Here is an 18790-nt window from a genome sequence, read left to right as displayed (position 1 = left end):
AGCAAGAATATTTTTGTGATTCGCATCAACCAGTATCGCAACTGGTAAAATTTATATAATCATACGATCTCATCTAACCCTATTAACTGATGAAAGCAGGTGCCTGGTTCATGCCGACACATCGGTGGCTTTTCGCTTTTATTCTATTCCTTAGTATGCTGCTTGGTGCCTGTACACACGAGAACGATGCACGAATCGTCGAGAAAATTACAGGGGATACGTTATTCGTCGCTCCGAGCGAACAAAAACCGGACGAACAGTATGCTTTAACAAAGATTCGCGTCACAACGGACACGATCGTCTATGGCAAAACGGATAACACAGTTGCCATTCAGACGGGTGACACGATTCAAGTGACGTTTGCAAAGGACTCGATTGTTGCGACCGAGATCCGTCGAACGAAAAAATAAGAAAGAGGGATTATCCATGATTGTTCCAGTACTCCGCCATCTACGCAATATTTTCATGAGCATGAGCCTCATCTTCGGTTCATCCTATTTTTTTCAAAAAAGTTATGGTGATGAAATCACCGGTTTGTTTTTCATCGGAATCATAGGTGCGATTGGTTTTTGCATTACCCTCGGTCTACTCTGGTATCTCAAACGAAAAGAATCGCACGGTTTTTAATAAGTTTGGCAAAGGAGACACAATCATGATGATACGTACGAAAAAATTACACCTTATTCAGTTGAAGGTACTCTTCGCGCTTCTGATCACGCTTTCGATGATTGGTGCTGTTTTCGCACCTCATTCTGTCGACGCGGCGACAAAGGAATATACGTCGTACAAAAAACTAAAACTCGGTATGACCGCGACAGACGTCGCAAAATCGCTCTACGGAAAATCATATAAGAAATACATACAGAAAGAACATGGCGTCACGACACTCAATCATGATGTAATATTGAGTGAAATCAAAGACGACTATGCTTTATACGCTTTCTCATTTTATCCGTACGATGAAAAAATGATCATTGGTCTTTACAGCGCATGCATCTGATCTTCAAAACGAAACAAGAAGGTCACACGTTATATCTTGTGCAAAAGGAATACACCCCTAAAGCGCCTTCGAAAAAACGACTCTTGCCAGGAAAGAAATTTAAACCAGGCATGACGATAGCTGAATTCGATCATATTCTCTCTGGTAAAGGGCTAGGTGTCATGACGGCTCACCGCACAGAAGATTACAGAATGTACGAGCGAGAAAGCCCACTCCTTTAGGGGTGGGATGATAGCGAGTTCGGGGACGTGGTGTCTTCAGACACCGCATGTCCCCGACTGTTCTTCCTGATGAAATGCATTTATAGTAAATCTATAATGGAGTTGATTATTATGATGAAGGAGGTGTCAAAGATGAGTCAAGTCGTCACGGTAGAAGTTCGAATCTATGCCACGCGTCGTCAGGATGCCATCCTAAAAAGGATGGGCAAGACCTATATCCAGACCGCCAACCGAGTCGTGGCGAACATGGTCGCCTCCGAGGACGGGAAGAGGTGGTCGAGCAAGGACATCGACACCCCCCTTCCGAGCGCCGTGAAGAACCAACTCGCAGGAGATGCCGTCGGCATCTACAAGAAGGCGAGGAAAGAGGATTTCAAACGCATCCCTGTCCTCAAAAAGCCGGTCTGCGTCTGGAACAATCAGAACTATTCCTTCGACTTCGAGAGCATCTCCTTCCCCGTTTGGATGGACGGGAAGTCCGTGAAGATGCGATTCCGTGCTGCCATGGTTGACAAGGACAATCGGAATACCCGACTCCTTGCCAACAAACTCGGGACGCTCAGGGTCACGAAGAAGGGAAGGAAGTGGATCGCTCAGATTTCCGTCCATGTCCCGACCGTTCCTCGGACGGGGGTGCGGCTGATGGGGGTTGACCTCGGACTAAAAGTGCCGGCGGTCGCCGTCACCGATGACGACACGACCCGTTTCTTCGGGAACGGTCGTAAGAACAAGTATATGAAACGCAAGTTCCGTGCGGAACGGAAGGCACTCGGCAAAAAGAAGAAGCCGAAGGCTATCAAACGACGCAATCAGAAGGAACAGCGGTGGATGCGGGACAAGGACCACAAGGTCAGCCGAGCCATCGTCGATTTTGCAAGACAGAAGAAAATCTCTGTCATTCGCCTCGAACTCTTGGCGAACATCCGACAGACGGCAAGAACAAGCCGTAAAAACAACCAGAACCTCCACTCATGGTCGTTCTATCGTCTCGCGTCCTTCATCGAATACAAAGCCGCCTTGTCGGGCATCAAGGTTGAGTATGTGAACCCCGCCTACACGAGTCAGACCTGCCCATCCTGTTCCGTCAGGAACAAGGTGAGGGATAGGGTCTACACGTGTGCCTGTGGGTTTAAAGGACATCGGGACACCCACCGTCGGTGCGATGAACATTCGATACGCACCTGTGATGGATGGTAACAGTCCATCAGCCTGAGAACCTATACGGTCTGTCTCAGGAGGGGTGATGGCACACCCCTACCTCAAGGCTCGGACGAAGCAGAAATGGATTGAGTCCGCCAAGCACTTGAGAATCCCACCCTCACCAACGGTGTGGGCTTGCGGCTTTAGCCGTGGGAGTGTCAATCTAAGATCGGAAAAGCCTATAATGACAATACAGTCGAGTATCCAGAAAAACAGACATCGCTCTTTTACTCGTATCGGAATCCAACGGGTGATGATTGGATGATCGTTGAATTTAAATATGATTTCGATCAAAAGAGATACATCGCTCAAAAATAACGAGTATTCATCTTCGGATGAATACTTTTTTACTTTTAATTGAAATTGATTGAATCTTTTTACATAAATATTCGTAAAAATCTGTATACACGAAAGGAGCTCGACACACATGTATGATTTGTTATTGACCGTTGGTATTTGTCTCGTTGGATATTGGTTCTACTATGTCTTCTTACTCGGATTCAAAAAAGGAAATATCGTCATGACGTTTAACGAGCGGTTCATCCATCATGAAGATCATATTCAAGCTGTTAAGCGAAGATTAAAGGATGACGGTCGCCACTTCGAGTATCTTGGAGATCGAAAATTCATCGTCGATGGAAAACCGTACCTGTTCATGGAACGGACGGTTCCAGGGGACTTTGGTCCTCTGCAACAGACGATTCTAAAAGGTCAACGTAAAGCGTTTTAACCAAAGCACCGCTCCTTCTGTCGACGACAGAGGGAGCGGTGCTCGTTTCATTCAAGTATTATTCAGGTGTATGTATAGATAACGCATCGATGACTCGTCGAATCGCGGGCAATGAATGCTCTAAGTCGATCCAGACCTTAAAGTAATACTCGAAAAAGACACCTTGGTTCCGCATCCGTTCTAATGTATTAATCGGATCTCCTTCGGTGACCCAATCTAGGTTCTCAAAATTTGTATAACTATCCGTACACGATACGTCCTCCTCGTAAATGCCCGACTCTAAATAATCATTTGAACATGTCTCATTTTGTATATCGATTTGTCGATAAAAATCACGAAGTCCTTCCTTTGGACGATTGATATGGTAGGACTCACCCGATTGATAACTCTCCTGGTAATACCATTCCCACAAGATGACCCATTTCCAAACCAACCCATCGATTAGATAATAACCGATTGCCCGGTCCATCCGGTAAAAGTTAAACCGAAACGTCCGTTCACCAAAGTTCGTCTTCAAATCAAGGACGACTTTGATGTCGCTAGTTTCCGGTGGATGACCGAAAAATAAGATGCCATGCTCGAATCCTTGTGCAAACTCATCGATTGACTGGCGTCTACCTGCTTTATCCTCAAAACTAATGGTAATCGAATCGAACTGAACGATTGGTTGCTCCATCTTTTTCTCCCCCTGCATATGATGTACTCAAAAAAGTGAGCCTCAGGCGAGACTCACTTTTGTTCGTCATGACGAGACGACTTCTCCACCTGTCAAATCGATATGTCCTTCTCCCCACGCGCACATCGCGTCAAGTATCGGCTTCAGCGACCAGCCATACTCGGATAACGAGTAGACGACTTTTGGTGGGACTTGTTCAAAGACCGTCCGGATGATGACGCCATCTTCTTCTAACTCCCGCAATTGTTGCGTCAGCATTTTTTGCGTGATCGTCGGCATCAGCTTGCGAAGCTCACTTGTCCGACGCTCGCCTTTAATCAAATGACACATGATGACGACCTTCCACTTTCCACCGATAACTTCGAGTGTCGCTTCGACTGGGATATTGTATGGCATGTTCGTTCCATCCTTTCGTGATTCCGTTGAGAGCATAGGCACTTTTTAGTGCCTACCGTACTTGAAAGTGCGTACTTCCCAAGCGGATTGGCTGGCTATATGATAGCAATTGTCAACGGAAAGTACAACCTCCTTTTAGACCTTGCATCTAAATGAAGGAGTAGGGTACTTTTTAGTGCCTATCGCACTTTAAAGTACGTACTTCCCGAAATGAAACACCCCGGTTATGCTGGGGTCATGTCAATCGGATCACGTTCGGTCGGGCCCACCGGACACGATCCCTACTGAAATCATTTTTAGGAGGAATCCCCATGAATCAATTAAACTCACAGATCCAGGAGGAACAGGTCCCAAGAAACGGCGGACTTGCCCTACTTGCCTTAGCCATCAGCGCCTTTGGGATCGGTACGACGGAATTCGTTCCGGTCGGACTGCTCGCAGCGATTGCTGGTGACTTAAATATCGGTATCACACTCGCAGGTCTCATCATTTCTGGTTACGCGATCGGTGTTGCCGTCGGTGCACCCATCCTGACGGCACTTACGAACCGAATGAACCGGAAAACGTTACTGATGGCATTGATGGTCGTCTTCATCGCTGGTAACCTCGTTTCCGCGATTTCACCGACGTTTGAATTGTTGATCGTTGCCCGTTTCATCACTGCTTTCTCGCACGGTGTTTTCTTCTCAATCGGTGCGACGATTGCCGTCCAGCTCGTACCGGAGCATAAAAAAGCGAGTGCCATCGCCTTGATGTTCACGGGTCTGACAGTCGCAACGGTCACAGGTGTACCACTCGGAACATTCATCGGTCAATCATTCGGCTGGCGCGCGACGTTCTTCGCGGTTGCTGCACTCGGCATCATCGCGATCATCGCAAGTTTCTTCTTGATTCCAAAAGACTTGAAACAATCACCACCTGCTAAGTTCTCCGACATGTTCAAACTGTTGACGAACGGACGCTTGATGCTCGGCTTCTTGATCACGGCCCTCGGTTACGGTGGAACGTTCGTCGCCTTTACGTACTTGACACCAATCATGCAGGACGTCACGAAAATCAGTCCCAGCTTGATCAGTATTATTCTGCTCGTCTACGGAATCGCGGTTGCGATCGGAAACACGGTCGGCGGAAAACTCGCGAACGGTAATCCGATTAAAGCGTTGTTCTATATGTTCATTATCCATGCCATCGTCATGATCGCCCTCTCGTTCATGATTCCATTCAAGGTCGCCGGTATCATCGGTATCATCTTGATGGGACTCCTTGCGTTCATGAACGTCCCTGGACTCCAGCTCTATATCGTCCAGTTGGCTGAAAAATATGTCCCAGCAGCAGTCGATGTTGCATCTGCCTTGAATATCGCAGCTTTCAATATCGGCATCGCACTCGGAGCAACGATCGGTGGTCTCGTCACCGATACGATCGGTCTCGTCCACACGCCATGGGTCGGCGGGATCATGGTCATTCTTGCCGTCATCTTGACAGGTGTCTCGCGTCGTCTCGAACATCAATAAGGAGGACTACTATGTTTAACGATCATGCAAGTTATCAGCGGATGTACCGGGAGGGCGAGCTCACGCTCGGTCTCCACGTCCCGCTCGAGAATTTCAAGATGCGAACGCCGACGCTTGCCAATCAAGTCGAGCTCGCACAAAAAGCAGAGAACTATGGTTTTACGACACTCTGGCTACGCGACGTCTTATTGAAGGATCCTTATTTTCTTGATCCGGCTGTCGGACAGATTCATGACATGCTGATATACGGGACGCATCTTCTCAGCCAAACGAAACAAATCGCCCTTGGAACGTCAGCACTCGTCCTGCCGCTCCGTCATCCGTTACGCTCTGCGAAGGAAGTCGCGACGATTGATGCCTTGTTCCCGGAACGTTTGATTCTCGGTGTTTCGTCCGGTGACCGGCAAGCCGACTTCCATGGACTCGGTGTCGATCATCCGAGCCGTGGTGCTCAGTTCAAGGAAGCACTGCAAGTGATGGAGCAAGCTTTATATGAAGACTATCCGCAAATTGATTCGACGTATGGAGAAGTTCGTGGTGCGACACTCGTGCCACGACCAAAGAAAAAAATCCCGACGATGATCACGGGTTTCGCACAGCAGGATATGGACTGGCTCGCAAAAAACGGCGACGGCTGGATGTATTATCCGCAAGGACCGTTCGAACAAGCACGTGCCATCGAGCAATGGCGTGCCGCGAGTCAAGCAGCCGGTAATACAACGTTTCGCCCGTTTTCTATGCCGATGCATCTTGACCTGTCCGCGGATCCAAATGAAGAAGCGACACCGATTCGACTCGGTTTTCGGATCGGGCGCAATCGACTGATCGAGTTGCTGGAATTGTACCGCGAGCTTGGCGTCAATCATCTGTTCTTCGCCCTATTCGACGGTGAGCGATCAGCGGAAGATGTCATCGATGAACTCGGAACGTACGTCGTGCCACATTTCCCTCCCTTATCATGATGACTTATATAATTAAAAGTAACATGCATGAAACCCAGTCTCCTTTTGGAGCTGGGTTTCATGTCGTTTCACTGCAAATAATATCGAATACATTTGTCCACTTTCGAGGATTGTTTTTTAACCAATCGCACATTCCGAACATTTATTCCTTTACTTTTAAGTTCTTATGACCTTATAATAAATTCAAGATAACAATTACCTTAAAGGAGGAAGCGCTGTTGACACTACTCATTGCTTTTCTAGCCATCGTTATCATCATGCTCGCCCTTGACCTTGGAGTCTTCCATCGTAAGGCACATGAAGTTTCGCTTCGGGAGGCCTGGACGTGGACGTTCGTCTGGATCGCGATTGCCGTCGCTTTCGGTGGCTGGCTCTACTTCGATCAAGGTAGCTCCGCTGCGATCGAATATACGAGCGTTTATTTCATCGAGAAGGCTCTCGCGATTGATAACGTCTTCGTCTTCTCACTCGTCTTCGCATACTTCGCGATTCCATTGAAGTACCAGCACAAAGTCTTATTCTGGGGTATTCTTGGTGCAATCTTCTTCCGCGTCATCTTCATCGTCGCTGGTGTTTCGTTGCTTGAGAATTTCGCTTGGGTGTACTACATCTTCGGAGCGTTCCTCGTCTACACGGGTTGGATGATGTACAAGAACATCGGTCAAGAGACGTCGCTCGAAGAAAACAAAACGATTCGTTGGTTAGAGAAACGTTTACCGATCACGCAAGACATCTCGTCTGGTAAGTTCGCAAAACGAATTGATGGGAAACTGTTCTTCACGCCACTCTTGATCGCGCTCGTCTTCATCGAGATCTCGGATATCGTCTTCGCCGTTGACTCGGTCGCAGCAAGCTTCGCGTACTCGCGTGATCCGTTCATCATCTTCTATGCGAACATCATGGCGATTCTTGGACTCCGTAGTCTCTACTTCGTCCTCGCGAACTTGATTGATCGTTTCTATTACTTGAAACACGGTCTTAGCTTCATGCTCGTCTTCATCGGAGCGAAGATGATCTTCAGTGACGTCTACAAAATGCCAATCTGGATGTCACTCGGTACGATCGTTCTCGTCATTCTAATCAGCGTCTTCTATAGCTTCTACAAGACGAAGCCTGGAAAATAAAAACACTGATTAATTAAATTGCATTGTCAAATAAAAGGTAGTGGACTATGTTCCACTACCTTTTATTTGATCGTCGTTAATAAGAAAGTTCCTTTGTCATAATCCAATCGATTTGTTCATCTTCTCCCATGAAAAATGAATGTTGTCCTGTTTGGGCAAAACCATGTTTTTCATAAAACGAAATAGCTTTAGTATTGCGTTCCCATACACCTAACCAAATCGCCTTCATATCATTCTCTTTTGCCAATTGAAAAACATGGTTCATCAAAAGCTTGCCTAAGCCATGCTGTTGATACGATCGTCTCAAATAAATCCGTTCAATCTCAAGTGAGTCATCGCTCATTGCCTCAGTTTGAGCAGATTTAGTATTGACTTTGATATATCCTGCCACTTCACGACCAATATAAAGAAAATAAAAATGTGAAAATTTTTCTTGAATCTCAGCTTTCAATTTTTCAAGCGAATACGCTTTATCTAAATAATTCTGTAAATCTGTTTCCGTGTTATCAGCTTCAAACGTTTCTTTAAAGGTTTCGATGCTAAGTGTTTGTAATGTATAGACATCATCTAAACCACACAATTTAATTTTTGTTTCCATCTATCTCTTCACCTCTCTGTTTAGTAATTTCGCTTATGTCCTTTTTTGACTTGTTCCCAATCTTTTTCGATATTTTTACGAATACGTTGTACATAACGAAATACCGCCTCGATTTCCTTCTCTTTAAAACCACTTAACGCTACTTCATTAGAATATTCATGTTCTCTAATAATTAATTTATAAATCGCCTTCCCTTGTTCTGTTGCAAAAAGATTTTTATTTTTTTTATTTTCCAAGTTGCTTCTTTTTTCGATCAGTCCATTTTTTTCTAATTTTTGTAGTACTCTAGTTGCTGTTGAACGGTCTACTTTAATCAAATCAATTAATTGTTCCTGAATGATTCCTGGATTCTCACATATTCTAACGATGTAGACATATTGTCCTTTAGAAAGTTGTAATTCTTTGAACTCTAAATTACTTATTGAGTCAAGAGCACGTGCAATCATACCAATTTCACGAAGAATCTCCTTCATTTTTCAAACTCCTTTTAATCGTTTAATAAAAGACCTATTTAAAGGATATGCTTATTTTATTGCATTTGCAATAAAATAAGCATCATTTGATTTTCTCTCAATTCTTTTCACACTCTATTCGACAACCTCGAGCCGCCCCTGATTGATACGGTAGACGGAGTCACAAAGTGCGTCGATGTCCTGTTGATTGTGACTCGTCAAGATGATCGTCTTTCCTTCTTTTTTGAAGGACAATAAGAGTTCCCGCAGACGCAAGACACTATCGTGATCGAGTGCATTGAATGCCTCATCCAAGATCAAGATGTCCTGCTGTTCCATGATGGCTTGCGCGATTGCGAGTTTTTGTTTCATTCCGAGCGAATACTGTTTGACTTTCTGGCGATTGCCGGGCTGTAAGCCGACGGTCCGCATCGCTTGTTCGATGTCGGCATCTGTGATCACTTTCCGGATCGCCGCTAGCTGCTTTAAGTTCTCAAATCCTGATTTGTGGGCAATATAACCCGGTCGATCAATGATGACGCCGACGTTTTCCGGAAAGCGTCGTGTCGGACCAAGCTGTTCATTCCGGACGGTGATTGTTCCCGCGTCCGGATGGATGAAGCCGCAAATCATCTTGAATAAGACTGATTTTCCTGAACCATTTGGTCCCGTGATACCAATGATGTCTCCTTTTTGAATCGTCAAATCAACGTCTGCGAATAACGGATTACCTTGATACCCTTTCGTGACCTGCTTGAGCTTGATCATTTCCATGATACGTCCTCCCTATATTCGTATGCTTTTTTGAAACAGAACATATAACCAGACAAGTGAAAGCCCAACATAGATCAACAAAACGATCAAGAGATGTGTCAGACTAAACGACTGCAACTGGGCGAATCCATTCAATCCGGACGGAAAGATGCCATACCGATTGAAGTTCGGCAGTAAGAAAACCGATAAGACACCGAACAAACCGAGCATCGCGTATCCATCTGGGAATTGCCACAGTAAGATGAAGCTGAAGAGTGAATAAAGCATTAATTGTAGTATCGAAATGCCAATCAGTTGCAACAGCAATTGCATCGGTGAAATCGATAAAAGACTAGTCGAAAGCGATAGCGCTAACCCTTGTGCCATTCCAACTCCCATCGTTCCGATGATCAGAAACATCAGCGCCAGTAGATAAAAGCGTCCTTCCTTAACGAAGACATGCAGTGCCCATTTCTCGAGGCGTTGGTAACGCATCCACGTGTATGGTCCGATCGCTGTCATTTGGTCCTGCAAACGCAATTGACTTAAGTAAGCGAGTCCGAAGAAAAGGATCAGATGTGACGCGAGTTGCAGAAACGAACTGTCTTCCGCGCTGACACCGTAAAACACGACGACGAACAGATCACCAATCGTTTGCAGATCCGCCGACGCTCGGCTGCTACTCAGTAAAATGTACAGACTCGCAAGCATCGCATAGACGAGATACGGTAAGAACTCCTTTCGCGAATTCAATCGCTGACGGAGCGATTGAATCCATTGTGCCATTAGATAGATCAGTGCGATCGCAAGACTGAGACCGACGAGTGCCACCCAGGGTTGCATCCTGAAGGATATAGACCCAACAGAGAAATACGTGGCGGGTGACAAGAACTTCCCGATTCCAAACGATGATTTGAAACTGATGATACACCAAATCACTACCCCTGCCGCCTGTAGTAACAAGCCATTACGCTTTTCGTGCAACAGAAACACAATACACATCAATCCATGTAGAACAATGCTCGTAAGCAACCACAGAATCGGTTGTAATAAAATCACTGACAGGGGTGAATGGAAAGTCGCAATGAGATAATGACTGATGTTACCACTCGTTGCGAGTTGACTATATGGACTCCACTGCAACGTAAACGATTGATCGCTAGCACTAAGAAGACTCAGCAACAAGACGAATCCGAACAGTGTCAGGACAGCGCGTACATATCGTTTTGTCGAGTAGTACACCCAGTTCCGAAATGAGCCAACCCGAATCAAAATCGTCGGTTCATACTGCTGTTCAATCGTTCGAAATGAGAGGAACAGCAGTATCGGCATCAGGAAAAAGAGTATTAGGTACATATCATTTTGAATCGCAAATGTAATGTCCCACGCGTTGTCGTCTTTGCCGAATTCTTGTGCCTCGGACAGAACTTCTTGTCGTCTATACCATGCGACGTAGCTAATCACGAGGATGAATAAACTGTTCAGTACAATCGAAATGTTTCGTGTCCTCTTCATGATTGGAAGATCCACTCCGGTTTTGGTCGAATCATCGTCAGATAGAGCGTGATGTTAATGACGATTAAAATAGTAAACGGTACGAACACCGTCCAAAGCGGTTGTTCCGTGATATTGAACGGAAAGACGGTACTAATGGGTGAGAACTGTGGTACTTGCATGATACCCGCAACGAAATTAAAGATATGATAAGCGACGAACGGTAACGAAATTGCGAGATAGACTTGTTCGAGCGCCAAAATCAACAGATAAGCAAGCGTTGCGTACGCTGCTCCGTTGAGTCCAATCCAAACAGCATAGAGGACGGCATAGAGTAACGGATGAATGTCCGCCAAGAACGAAAATGCATTTGAAGTCTCATATGTCTTTTCGCTGAGCGACCAATAGTCAACGAGACCGATGATTGGTTCGACATAATGAAGGAGGATGAACGTCACGATCGTCATTAAAAAGAATACGAATCCTGTCAGCATCGCATTGACGAAACCGACTGCAAGCAGATAATCCTTTAGACTCGCACGTGTTCGGACATATGTCAGATAGTTATCCTTGTATTCAGCGATGAAGATTGGCAAGAAGATCAAGACCGCAAGTACCGGAAACAGCATCGGGATCGTTCCTGATAGCGTCTCTTCGAACACTTCGATCGGTAAGAAGAATTGATAGCCTTCATAAATGAAACTGAATTGAAGCGCCGGTAATCCGAGAATGATCAGAAGATATAACACGCATCGTTTCACCGTGAATGCTTGCGACCAAATGAGCTTAATTTGTTGCAACATATGACCCCTCCTATTTTCGTAATGCCCAAAACCAATAACCCAGTACATTAAAGAACACGACTGAGACGATACTTAATAGATGCAATCGTCCTGCATGATGGAGCTTGATTATGCTCCAAATGACGGATGTCACGAGATAGATCGTCAAGCCAATCAACATGAGCACGGCACCGAATTTCGTGACGTCAAAGCTTTCTGTCGTCGTCAGGTGCTGTTCGTCAATCAGATACAAGCCGTGTGAAGTGAACAACTCCGGTAACCAAATCGATTTATGAATGGTGAAGTCTCGCGAGGACGCAGCGTCTTGTCCGGAAATCGATACCAGCAACAGATGATCTTCTAAAATACGTTCATACGCTTCGATCGAGCGTTCATTGCCATAAAAGGCATCCGCATAGGCGAGTGACTGATGCTGGCTCAACATCATCGTGCCGATAAAGCACAATATCGTTGCAGCGGCGATGCTGATTCCGATGCAGAGCAACCACGAAGCGAACGTCCGCTCTTTTCGATAGACCCACGTCAAGAGCTGATCGACATGCTCCTTACTACCGTAACGATACATGGCAAGCTTCGTCGCTTCTTCTTCCGAATAACCTTGAATCATCAAGTCTCGCACCGATTGTTCAAGATGACTTCGCGTCTCTTCCATGACGTCGATGATTTCCGGATCCGTCACATCCGCATCTTGATACAAGTCATGGACAAAATGATCGAGTTTATTCAAGCGCACCGTCTCCCTCTTCAAGAAACTTCGGGAGTAGCTGCTTTAGAAAACGCCATTCAAGTCGTTTTTTCGCAAGAAGGATTTTTCCTTCAGTCGTCAGCGCATAATATTTACGTCGTCCGCCGCCCGCTGCTTCGTTACTCCAATAGGATATGACGAATCCTTTTTTCTCGAGGCGTTTGAGTGACAAATAGAGTGTCGCCTCTTTCAGTTCGAACTGCTCGTCTGACGTTTGCCGGATCGTCTTCGCGATTTCATACCCGTATCGGTCTTGTTCGTTCAGCAACGACAAGATGATCGTGTCGACGTGCCCCTTTAATAATTCTTTATCGATTTCCATCTCGTACAACCCCTTCCTTATTCTGGATGTCTCAGTTCCTTAACGATAAACTGAATTACTCTGTAATGCAAAGTACTTTTTACAACTTATGGGAATGAATCAACAAAAAAGCACACTCCTGTTCAAGAGCGTGCTCGGTCGGTTCAGTTGAATAAGTCGTTTACTTTCTTCGAATCTTCGATAAAAGGGTTCGTGAACGCCTTCAGTGCTTTCTCATTATCGTACGTCGTAAAGTCTTTTCCATACCAATCGTGCAGCTGTTGTTTCGTAAAGTGATACGAAGCATCCTCGATCGTCATGTTGACGCGGTCGACATTCGGAATCAATGTGAATAGTGCTGTTGCATTGTAGATTGCCGTACGATTGCTTTTTTGTTCGATCTGTCCTTCTTTATATCCAGCATAACGTAACGTTAGTTGATACGGTTTATCCTTCGTCGAAAGTTCCATCTTCTCCAACTGATCGCCATGTGGTAGCTGTTGGACGATGTCTCGTACGCTACTGTTATCCCCTAGATATGTACCTTGTTGTTCAAATAAATCGGTTTGTGTCGCTGCTGTTCCACAACCAGCGAGTATCATCATGCCGCCCGCTAATACGATTGCACCAACTGTCTTTTTCATGTTTATTTCCCCCAATACGTTGACTCGTTCATCCTAATTAACGGATCAAACAAAGAAAAGTTTCAAAATAAAGGAAATCAACGCTTTCGAGAACTCGGTAATCTTGGTTTAAGGTAGAGAAAGCTGAACCCAGTACCTATACCTGCAGCAATCAAAAGCTTTACAACATTAAAACGAGTGAACCCTTCAAAAGCGTACCCTTTTATCTTTTGAGCTAACGTTGCTTCCGGAATCCAATCGATCGTATACCCGATGCTGAAGGATAAAAGCAAGCTGAGGAATAAATAAGTGATGATAATACTAAGAATAAATCTTTTGATGATCATGATATCCCTCTCTTTTTATAAATGGAATAAAATAACTATTGATTCATAGAATGAATAAATCCTTAAAGAAATATCAAAAACAATAAATCATTTCCCTATATATTGTTAATTACTATGTTACTCTATTACTATTCGAAAGTTCGAAAATCAGCTATACATATTCACGGAGGTCTTTGATGTTACATCTATCTGCAAGCCTATTCATTACGCTTCTTTTATTCGCCTTACTGACATGCGGATTTGTTTTTGCGTTTCGCCGGTTCATCAAAAAAATCAAATCGTAATCACGAAAACCCGGTCTCTCAGACGAGAGAAGCCAGATTGTTTGTTTCATAGAGTTGTCGGATACGATGCACGATGTCGTTTGCCGTTTCCGGTACAGGTGGCATCCAAAGACCTGTCACTGGACCGTAGACAACGGGATTGATCGCCACTTCGTACCCACCATACGGGTGTTCTTCCGCAGACGGCAAATAACCAATGTAACCGTTCGTATAGCCTCCAAAAAAGGCGAGTTCCGTTTGACGCATCTGTTGAATCTGTAGCGCTGTCTCACAGAACGGTTCCATCGGGATGCCTGAGAACGAACCTTCATTTAGCTCAAACAATTGAATTTCGACCGGGATGGTGAGTGTTGTCCCTGATTGCTCTTGAACGTGCGCCAACCATCGTGCTGCGCTGACACCCCAAGTCTGTTCAGCGTAATCCGTCATGTCTTGTAATTGGTTTATCGTTGGTATTTCTGTTAAGTACATTGGATAGATCATCGACTGAATCCGGTGGTGCGTTAACGGTTGATACGACACTTCTGGAATCGTCGTCAAGACGTGTCCACTTAAAGCAAACGCCATCTTCTGTAGACTTGCTAGGTCACCGCGATATTTCGCATTGATGTTCCCCGTCGCCCCTTGGACGATTATGACTGGACAGCTGAGTGCCTGTTCGAGTATCGTTCGAGCGACGCCCGGATAATCACCGGATAAGACGATACTGTCTGATTTCAAGACGTTCGGATGCGCCGTACAAAAGACGAAGGCTCCGACGAGTTGAAAATCGTCAGTCCGGCGAATCAATAATGTTCCGATTCGGTCATCCGTCACCCCAAGCGGATCCGTTCCCATCACCGCGTGACCATTCCTTTTCTCTCGTCGATTGACGCCGAGTTTCCCCTGCGTCACACCCCAACCCATCTCGACCGACTGTATCGCTTCGCTTGCTTTGACGGCAGAAACGATCGCTTGTTGCGTCAAGATCGTTTTATAGGCGACGGTCAACGGTTCGTTTCCTGCTGTCGCTGGTCCCGAATGCGTATGCGTATAGACGACCATGATCTGTTCCTTCGAGACGTCTAGCTGGTCCGCGATGCATTCACGGATGGTATCGGTATCTGCGACGAGCAACCCGATGTTATCGATGCTGACAAATACCGATGTCGTCTGCTCACTTTCAAAGATACTCGCTGTGACAAATAGCGGATCATGTATGCTTGCGACACCGACTTCTCGGTGATAACCGATGAAGGCGGCACCGAGCGGCGGATTGATTACTTCCTGATGTATTCCAAAACGACTCATGTCTGACGTTCCTCCTTGAATAACACACTGTTTCTTCCATATACTAACATTAACTACAGTAGAGGAGGACATGAAGATGGCGATTCGCTGGAAGGAAGAGATGATTCAGTTCGAGACATTCCGTGAAGCCGAAGTCTGGGCGGACTCGATTGCAAATGAGATGCACGGTCGTTCGATTACTGGTTATGGTACACCAGACTTTAAGGTTGCTACGATTCTTGCCTTTTATTTAGCACAAGTCTCTGAATTTCGAGTTCATACCGCGATGTTCCCACTCGATACAGAGGTGTTCTATCAAGTCTGGATTGAAATCGAAGATGATTTATGAAATTCATGCTCTTTCGTATAGATCAATCATCGCCTCAACCGCCGCGTCCATCCGCTCTTGTAAACCGATCTTATTTAAGATGACGAGCCCCTCAGTAAATACGAATAACAACGCAGTCTGCTGTTCGACATCTTCTCCTTCTGCCGGCACATAAATCTGTTTAATCCAATCGTCGAATGACTCCCCGATCGTCCGCGTAATCGACGTATACGGTTCCCCCTGACTCGTCGCAAGATGGGTGATCTCGAACCAAAGGTTCAAATAAGGCTTGATTCGTGGCTCATCGATTGCTTGTCGCAGAAAACGGACGAATGCCGTGAACTCGAGTTTTAGATCCGGTTGCTGTAGTAAATCAATCAGTTCTTGACTGATCGCAGTCAACACGGCGGTCTCGATATCTTGTTTATCCTTGAAATAATGCATCAGCATCCGGTCACTCGTCCCGGCAGCAGTCGCCATCTTCTTCAGACTCATCTCCTTGATGCTTGATGCTAACGTCGCTTGTGCGATGTGATGCGTATAGTCCTGTCGCTTCTGTTCAAATTTATCCATATCCGATCGACTCCTTCCCTTTCCATCATACTCGATTTTAAGAAACGGGCACTACGCAAAAAAGCATCCACGAAGGATGCTTCATTTTAAAAAGCGATTGATGATCTTCTTGAAAGCAAGATCCAGTCGGGCGTTCTCATCTTTCGTCAGCTGTTTCGCTTCTTCAAAGACAACTGCTGCTTCCTCGAATTTATTCTCGTAAATCAAGATCGTCATTTTCCCACGCTCCGGTCCAACGCGCTCACTCGACGTCTCACGTTCTCGTACCATCGCTTCAGCTGCGCGATCTACGCGCTCTATCCGGTCTTGCTTACTGATTTTTTTCTTGATCAGTTTTCGTTCGAGTTCCTGTACGTATGGAAGTGATTTAATCAACGTCAAAGCCGGATCAATCGGTCCATATTGGGCGACGAATGCTTCCATTTGCTGTCGCTCGTAATCCATGACTTCTTGATACAGTGGTTTGCTTTCCTTCGTTAATGCCTGCTCGACCTTAACGAGTCGTTTGACTTCTTTTTTCATTGCGGCCATTCGTTTATCGAACGCTTTTTTCTCAGACGATGTATCGACTGCTTTTAGATCAACCCGCATCGCTCTGATTTTTCTTGACTCCTTCACGTTATCTGAATCGTATTTTTCTACTTTCGGATTATACTGCTCGACAGCAGTCCGATATGCTTCGTTTTGATAATAAGAAGGAATTTTGATTGGGGATTTGGAGCTAAGATCCGATAAGATGTTACCGTACTTCGTGATGACCTTCAATTGATCGGCACGGTATTTTTTATAATCGAACACTTTTTTCGTCTGGACCACTTTTGCTTCGACAAGACTGCTTCCACTTCCAACACTTGCTCCACTCATCAATACGGCTACAGCCGCACTACAGGCGAAGATTGTTCGCAATCGCTTTACCTTCATATGTTCGCTCCATCCCTTCTCGTCATCCTACGTTTCTTTTTCCGTATTATACCAAATTTAACAGCATCACATTTTGTTATTTGACGGATCAGGGTAATAACTTTCCTTCTACATATCCTCAATTGACGTTCAATTGTAGTACACGCTACATTTATTTGTAGTAAACACTACACTTACAAGGAGGATCCTTCATGAAAGAATCTCAAGCTTCGTTTGTAGACAACATCCCGAAACCTTTATTGCTCGTCATTACGATCGCGTTCGCTGTTTTAACTGCGTTTTAGATAATTGACTTTGGTGTACTTGGCATTTTTGCGGAAGCGACACAAAACACGGCGACGCTCCAGATTTTCGTCGATCTGATTCTCTGCGCCCTCTTCATCATCGTTTGGCTCCGCCATGATACACGTCGTACCGGACGAAGCTTTCCACTTTGGGCGATCATCACCCTCGCGATTGGTGCGTTCGGACCTCTACTCTATTTGTTGACTCGAAAATCATGACGTTCTAACACGTGCCGCATCTTCGGTACGTGTTTTTCTTAAGACAAACTTAAGAAAACGACTCCGTCTATCAACAGAATTCGACCGTATCCTAAGAGGTAGATTACAACTTAAAGGAGTTTTTACCTCATGAAGAAAGCCATCTTTGATACGATCGTCCACTTAAATGCCCGACCAGTTGTCGCGAACACACTAAAACGGTTTGCGATGAGTCGCTTTAGTAAACCGCTCATCCGACCTTTCATTCGCACCTATCACATTCAGACGAATCAAGCGCTGAAGTCCGTCGATTCATTTACGTCGCTGCACGATTGTTTCGTACGCGAGTTACGTCCCGGTATGCGACCAATCGCATCGGCACCAGATGCCTTCGTCAGTCCGAGTGACGCCGTCCTCTCCATCGTCCCGGCGTTAATGCAAGGTAGTCGGTTTACGATCAAAGGACAGGACTATAACGTTGCTGAGCTGATCGGCTCGAGCGAACGCGCCCAGGATTACGCGAACGGTGTCGCCTTGATTTTCTATTTGAGTCCGACCGACTATCACCGTGTCCACTCGCCAGTCACGGGCGAAATCACGACGAGTTATACACTGGGGCGAGAATCGGCACCCGTCAATGACATGGGGCTACGATTCAGCAAACGTCCGCTGACACGCAACTATCGTCGGGTCACGCGTCTGCAAGTCGATCACCGCGCGATCGAGCACGTCATGGTCGGTGCACTGAACGTCAATACGATCGTTCAGACACATCAAGGACGCCTGCTGGAGCGTGGTGCAGAGTTCGGCTACTTCTCGTTTGGTTCGACCGTCATCCTCGTCTTGCCACCGGACACCGTCGAACTTTCACCAGGCATTGAACGTCGCGTCAAGATGGGTGAGCAGATCGGACGCTGGATATCCTGAAAACAGATTCCCTTTTCTTGTAGAATCCTGAGTAGTACAGATATACGAATTTGCTAGACTAAAGGAA

At 45.7% G+C, this 18790-nt stretch carries 23 protein-coding genes and 1 pseudogene; 11 read left to right on the top strand and 13 right to left on the bottom strand.

Features of this window, described 5'->3' with window-relative positions:
• The first annotated feature begins 89 nt into the window (after nt 1-89).
• From P401_RS0105160 to P401_RS0105130, 5 genes and pseudogenes are all read left to right on the top strand, one after another.
• The gene (locus tag P401_RS0105160) at nt 90-410 is read left to right on the top strand and encodes a hypothetical protein (protein ID WP_148662019.1); all 321 of its coding nucleotides are present in this window, start codon (nt 90-92) and stop codon (nt 408-410) included.
• Nucleotides 411-426: 16 nt separating this feature from the next.
• Nucleotides 427-627, top strand: coding sequence for a hypothetical protein (locus P401_RS0105155; protein WP_029341529.1), 201 nt, complete (start codon nt 427-429; stop codon nt 625-627).
• Between the two features lie 25 nt (nt 628-652).
• Nucleotides 653-1000: a hypothetical protein gene (locus tag P401_RS0105150; RefSeq protein WP_029341528.1), complete on the top strand. Its 348-nt coding sequence runs from the start codon at nt 653-655 to the stop codon at nt 998-1000.
• A gap of 353 nt (nt 1001-1353) precedes the next feature.
• Nucleotides 1354-2434: pseudogene (locus P401_RS17560) on the top strand (RNA-guided endonuclease InsQ/TnpB family protein).
• A 414-nt stretch (nt 2435-2848) separates the two neighbouring features.
• The gene (locus P401_RS0105130) at nt 2849-3151 is read left to right on the top strand and encodes a hypothetical protein (protein WP_029341525.1); all 303 of its coding nucleotides are present in this window, start codon (nt 2849-2851) and stop codon (nt 3149-3151) included.
• Between the two features lie 58 nt (nt 3152-3209).
• Here P401_RS0105130 and P401_RS0105125 read toward each other — a convergent pair whose 3' ends face one another.
• Together P401_RS0105125 and P401_RS0105120 are read right to left on the bottom strand one after the other, a co-directional pair.
• Nucleotides 3210-3827 (bottom strand): hypothetical protein, encoded by a 618-nt coding sequence (locus tag P401_RS0105125; RefSeq protein ID WP_029341524.1) that lies wholly within the window; start codon nt 3825-3827, stop codon nt 3210-3212.
• Nucleotides 3828-3893: 66 nt separating this feature from the next.
• Nucleotides 3894-4223, bottom strand: coding sequence for a winged helix-turn-helix transcriptional regulator (locus P401_RS0105120; RefSeq protein ID WP_023468096.1), 330 nt, complete (start codon nt 4221-4223; stop codon nt 3894-3896).
• A 311-nt stretch (nt 4224-4534) separates the two neighbouring features.
• Between P401_RS0105120 and P401_RS0105115 the strand changes: the two genes are divergently transcribed.
• From P401_RS0105115 to P401_RS0105105, 3 genes are all read left to right on the top strand, one after another.
• Nucleotides 4535-5737 (top strand): MFS transporter, encoded by a 1203-nt coding sequence (locus P401_RS0105115; RefSeq protein WP_029341523.1) that lies wholly within the window; start codon nt 4535-4537, stop codon nt 5735-5737.
• Nucleotides 5738-5748: 11 nt separating this feature from the next.
• A complete protein-coding gene (locus P401_RS0105110; protein WP_029341522.1) occupies nt 5749-6699 on the top strand; it encodes a TIGR03571 family LLM class oxidoreductase in 951 nt (316 codons plus the stop codon).
• A 218-nt stretch (nt 6700-6917) separates the two neighbouring features.
• Nucleotides 6918-7823 (top strand): TerC family protein, encoded by a 906-nt coding sequence (locus tag P401_RS0105105; protein ID WP_029341521.1) that lies wholly within the window; start codon nt 6918-6920, stop codon nt 7821-7823.
• A gap of 76 nt (nt 7824-7899) precedes the next feature.
• Here the strand turns inward: P401_RS0105105 and P401_RS0105100 are convergent, their stop codons facing one another.
• The 9 genes from P401_RS0105100 to P401_RS0105050 form a co-directional block, all read right to left on the bottom strand.
• The gene (locus P401_RS0105100; RefSeq protein WP_029341520.1) at nt 7900-8421 is read right to left on the bottom strand and encodes a GNAT family N-acetyltransferase; all 522 of its coding nucleotides are present in this window, start codon (nt 8419-8421) and stop codon (nt 7900-7902) included.
• 20 nt (nt 8422-8441) lie between these two features.
• Nucleotides 8442-8894 carry a MarR family winged helix-turn-helix transcriptional regulator gene (locus P401_RS0105095; protein WP_029341519.1) on the bottom strand — a complete coding sequence of 151 codons (453 nt, stop codon included), beginning with the start codon at nt 8892-8894 and terminating at the stop codon, nt 8442-8444.
• 114 nt (nt 8895-9008) lie between these two features.
• Nucleotides 9009-9647, bottom strand: a complete 639-nt coding sequence (locus P401_RS0105090; protein WP_029341518.1) for an ATP-binding cassette domain-containing protein — start codon at nt 9645-9647, stop codon at nt 9009-9011.
• A gap of 12 nt (nt 9648-9659) precedes the next feature.
• Nucleotides 9660-11141, bottom strand: a complete 1482-nt coding sequence (locus P401_RS0105085) for a hypothetical protein (protein ID WP_029341517.1) — start codon at nt 11139-11141, stop codon at nt 9660-9662.
• Complete coding sequence (locus tag P401_RS0105080; protein WP_029341516.1) at nt 11138-11923, bottom strand: hypothetical protein; 786 nt, start codon at nt 11921-11923, stop codon at nt 11138-11140. Before P401_RS0105080 ends, P401_RS0105085 begins: the two co-directional genes overlap by 4 nt.
• A gap of 10 nt (nt 11924-11933) precedes the next feature.
• The gene (locus P401_RS0105075) at nt 11934-12656 is read right to left on the bottom strand and encodes a hypothetical protein (protein WP_029341515.1); all 723 of its coding nucleotides are present in this window, start codon (nt 12654-12656) and stop codon (nt 11934-11936) included.
• Entirely contained in the window at nt 12643-12990 is a 348-nt protein-coding gene (locus tag P401_RS0105070; protein WP_029341514.1) for a PadR family transcriptional regulator, read from the bottom strand. The genes P401_RS0105075 and P401_RS0105070 overlap by 14 nt, the downstream gene beginning before the upstream one ends.
• Before the next feature lie 143 nt (nt 12991-13133).
• Nucleotides 13134-13613, bottom strand: coding sequence for a DUF4825 domain-containing protein (locus P401_RS0105065; RefSeq protein ID WP_051656251.1), 480 nt, complete (start codon nt 13611-13613; stop codon nt 13134-13136).
• Between the two features lie 628 nt (nt 13614-14241).
• Nucleotides 14242-15513, bottom strand: a complete 1272-nt coding sequence (locus P401_RS0105050) for an alkaline ceramidase (protein ID WP_029341511.1) — start codon at nt 15511-15513, stop codon at nt 14242-14244.
• An 82-nt stretch (nt 15514-15595) separates the two neighbouring features.
• Between P401_RS0105050 and P401_RS0105045 the strand changes: the two genes are divergently transcribed.
• Nucleotides 15596-15841, top strand: a complete 246-nt coding sequence (locus P401_RS0105045) for a hypothetical protein (RefSeq protein ID WP_029341510.1) — start codon at nt 15596-15598, stop codon at nt 15839-15841.
• 3 nt (nt 15842-15844) lie between these two features.
• On the opposite strand, the gene P401_RS0105040 is transcribed toward P401_RS0105045, so the two are convergent.
• Together P401_RS0105040 and P401_RS0105035 are read right to left on the bottom strand one after the other, a co-directional pair.
• On the bottom strand, nt 15845-16393 hold the full coding sequence (locus P401_RS0105040) for a TetR/AcrR family transcriptional regulator (RefSeq protein WP_029341509.1): 549 nt from the start codon (nt 16391-16393) through the stop codon (nt 15845-15847).
• An 81-nt stretch (nt 16394-16474) separates the two neighbouring features.
• Nucleotides 16475-17314: a hypothetical protein gene (locus P401_RS0105035; RefSeq protein WP_029341508.1), complete on the bottom strand. Its 840-nt coding sequence runs from the start codon at nt 17312-17314 to the stop codon at nt 16475-16477.
• A 284-nt stretch (nt 17315-17598) separates the two neighbouring features.
• Between P401_RS0105035 and P401_RS19135 the strand changes: the two genes are divergently transcribed.
• Together P401_RS19135 and P401_RS0105025 are read left to right on the top strand one after the other, a co-directional pair.
• Entirely contained in the window at nt 17599-17817 is a 219-nt protein-coding gene (locus P401_RS19135; protein WP_081834779.1) for a DUF2834 domain-containing protein, read from the top strand.
• Between the two features lie 129 nt (nt 17818-17946).
• Nucleotides 17947-18723: a phosphatidylserine decarboxylase gene (locus P401_RS0105025; protein WP_029341507.1), complete on the top strand. Its 777-nt coding sequence runs from the start codon at nt 17947-17949 to the stop codon at nt 18721-18723.
• Nucleotides 18724-18790 lie beyond the last annotated feature (67 nt).

This window comes from Exiguobacterium acetylicum DSM 20416 (assembly GCF_000702605.1).
GTDB lineage: Bacteria > Bacillota > Bacilli > Exiguobacteriales > Exiguobacteriaceae > Exiguobacterium_A > Exiguobacterium_A acetylicum.
Note: the sequence above shows the minus strand (reverse complement) of the source record. Positions and strands in the feature narration are given on the sequence as shown.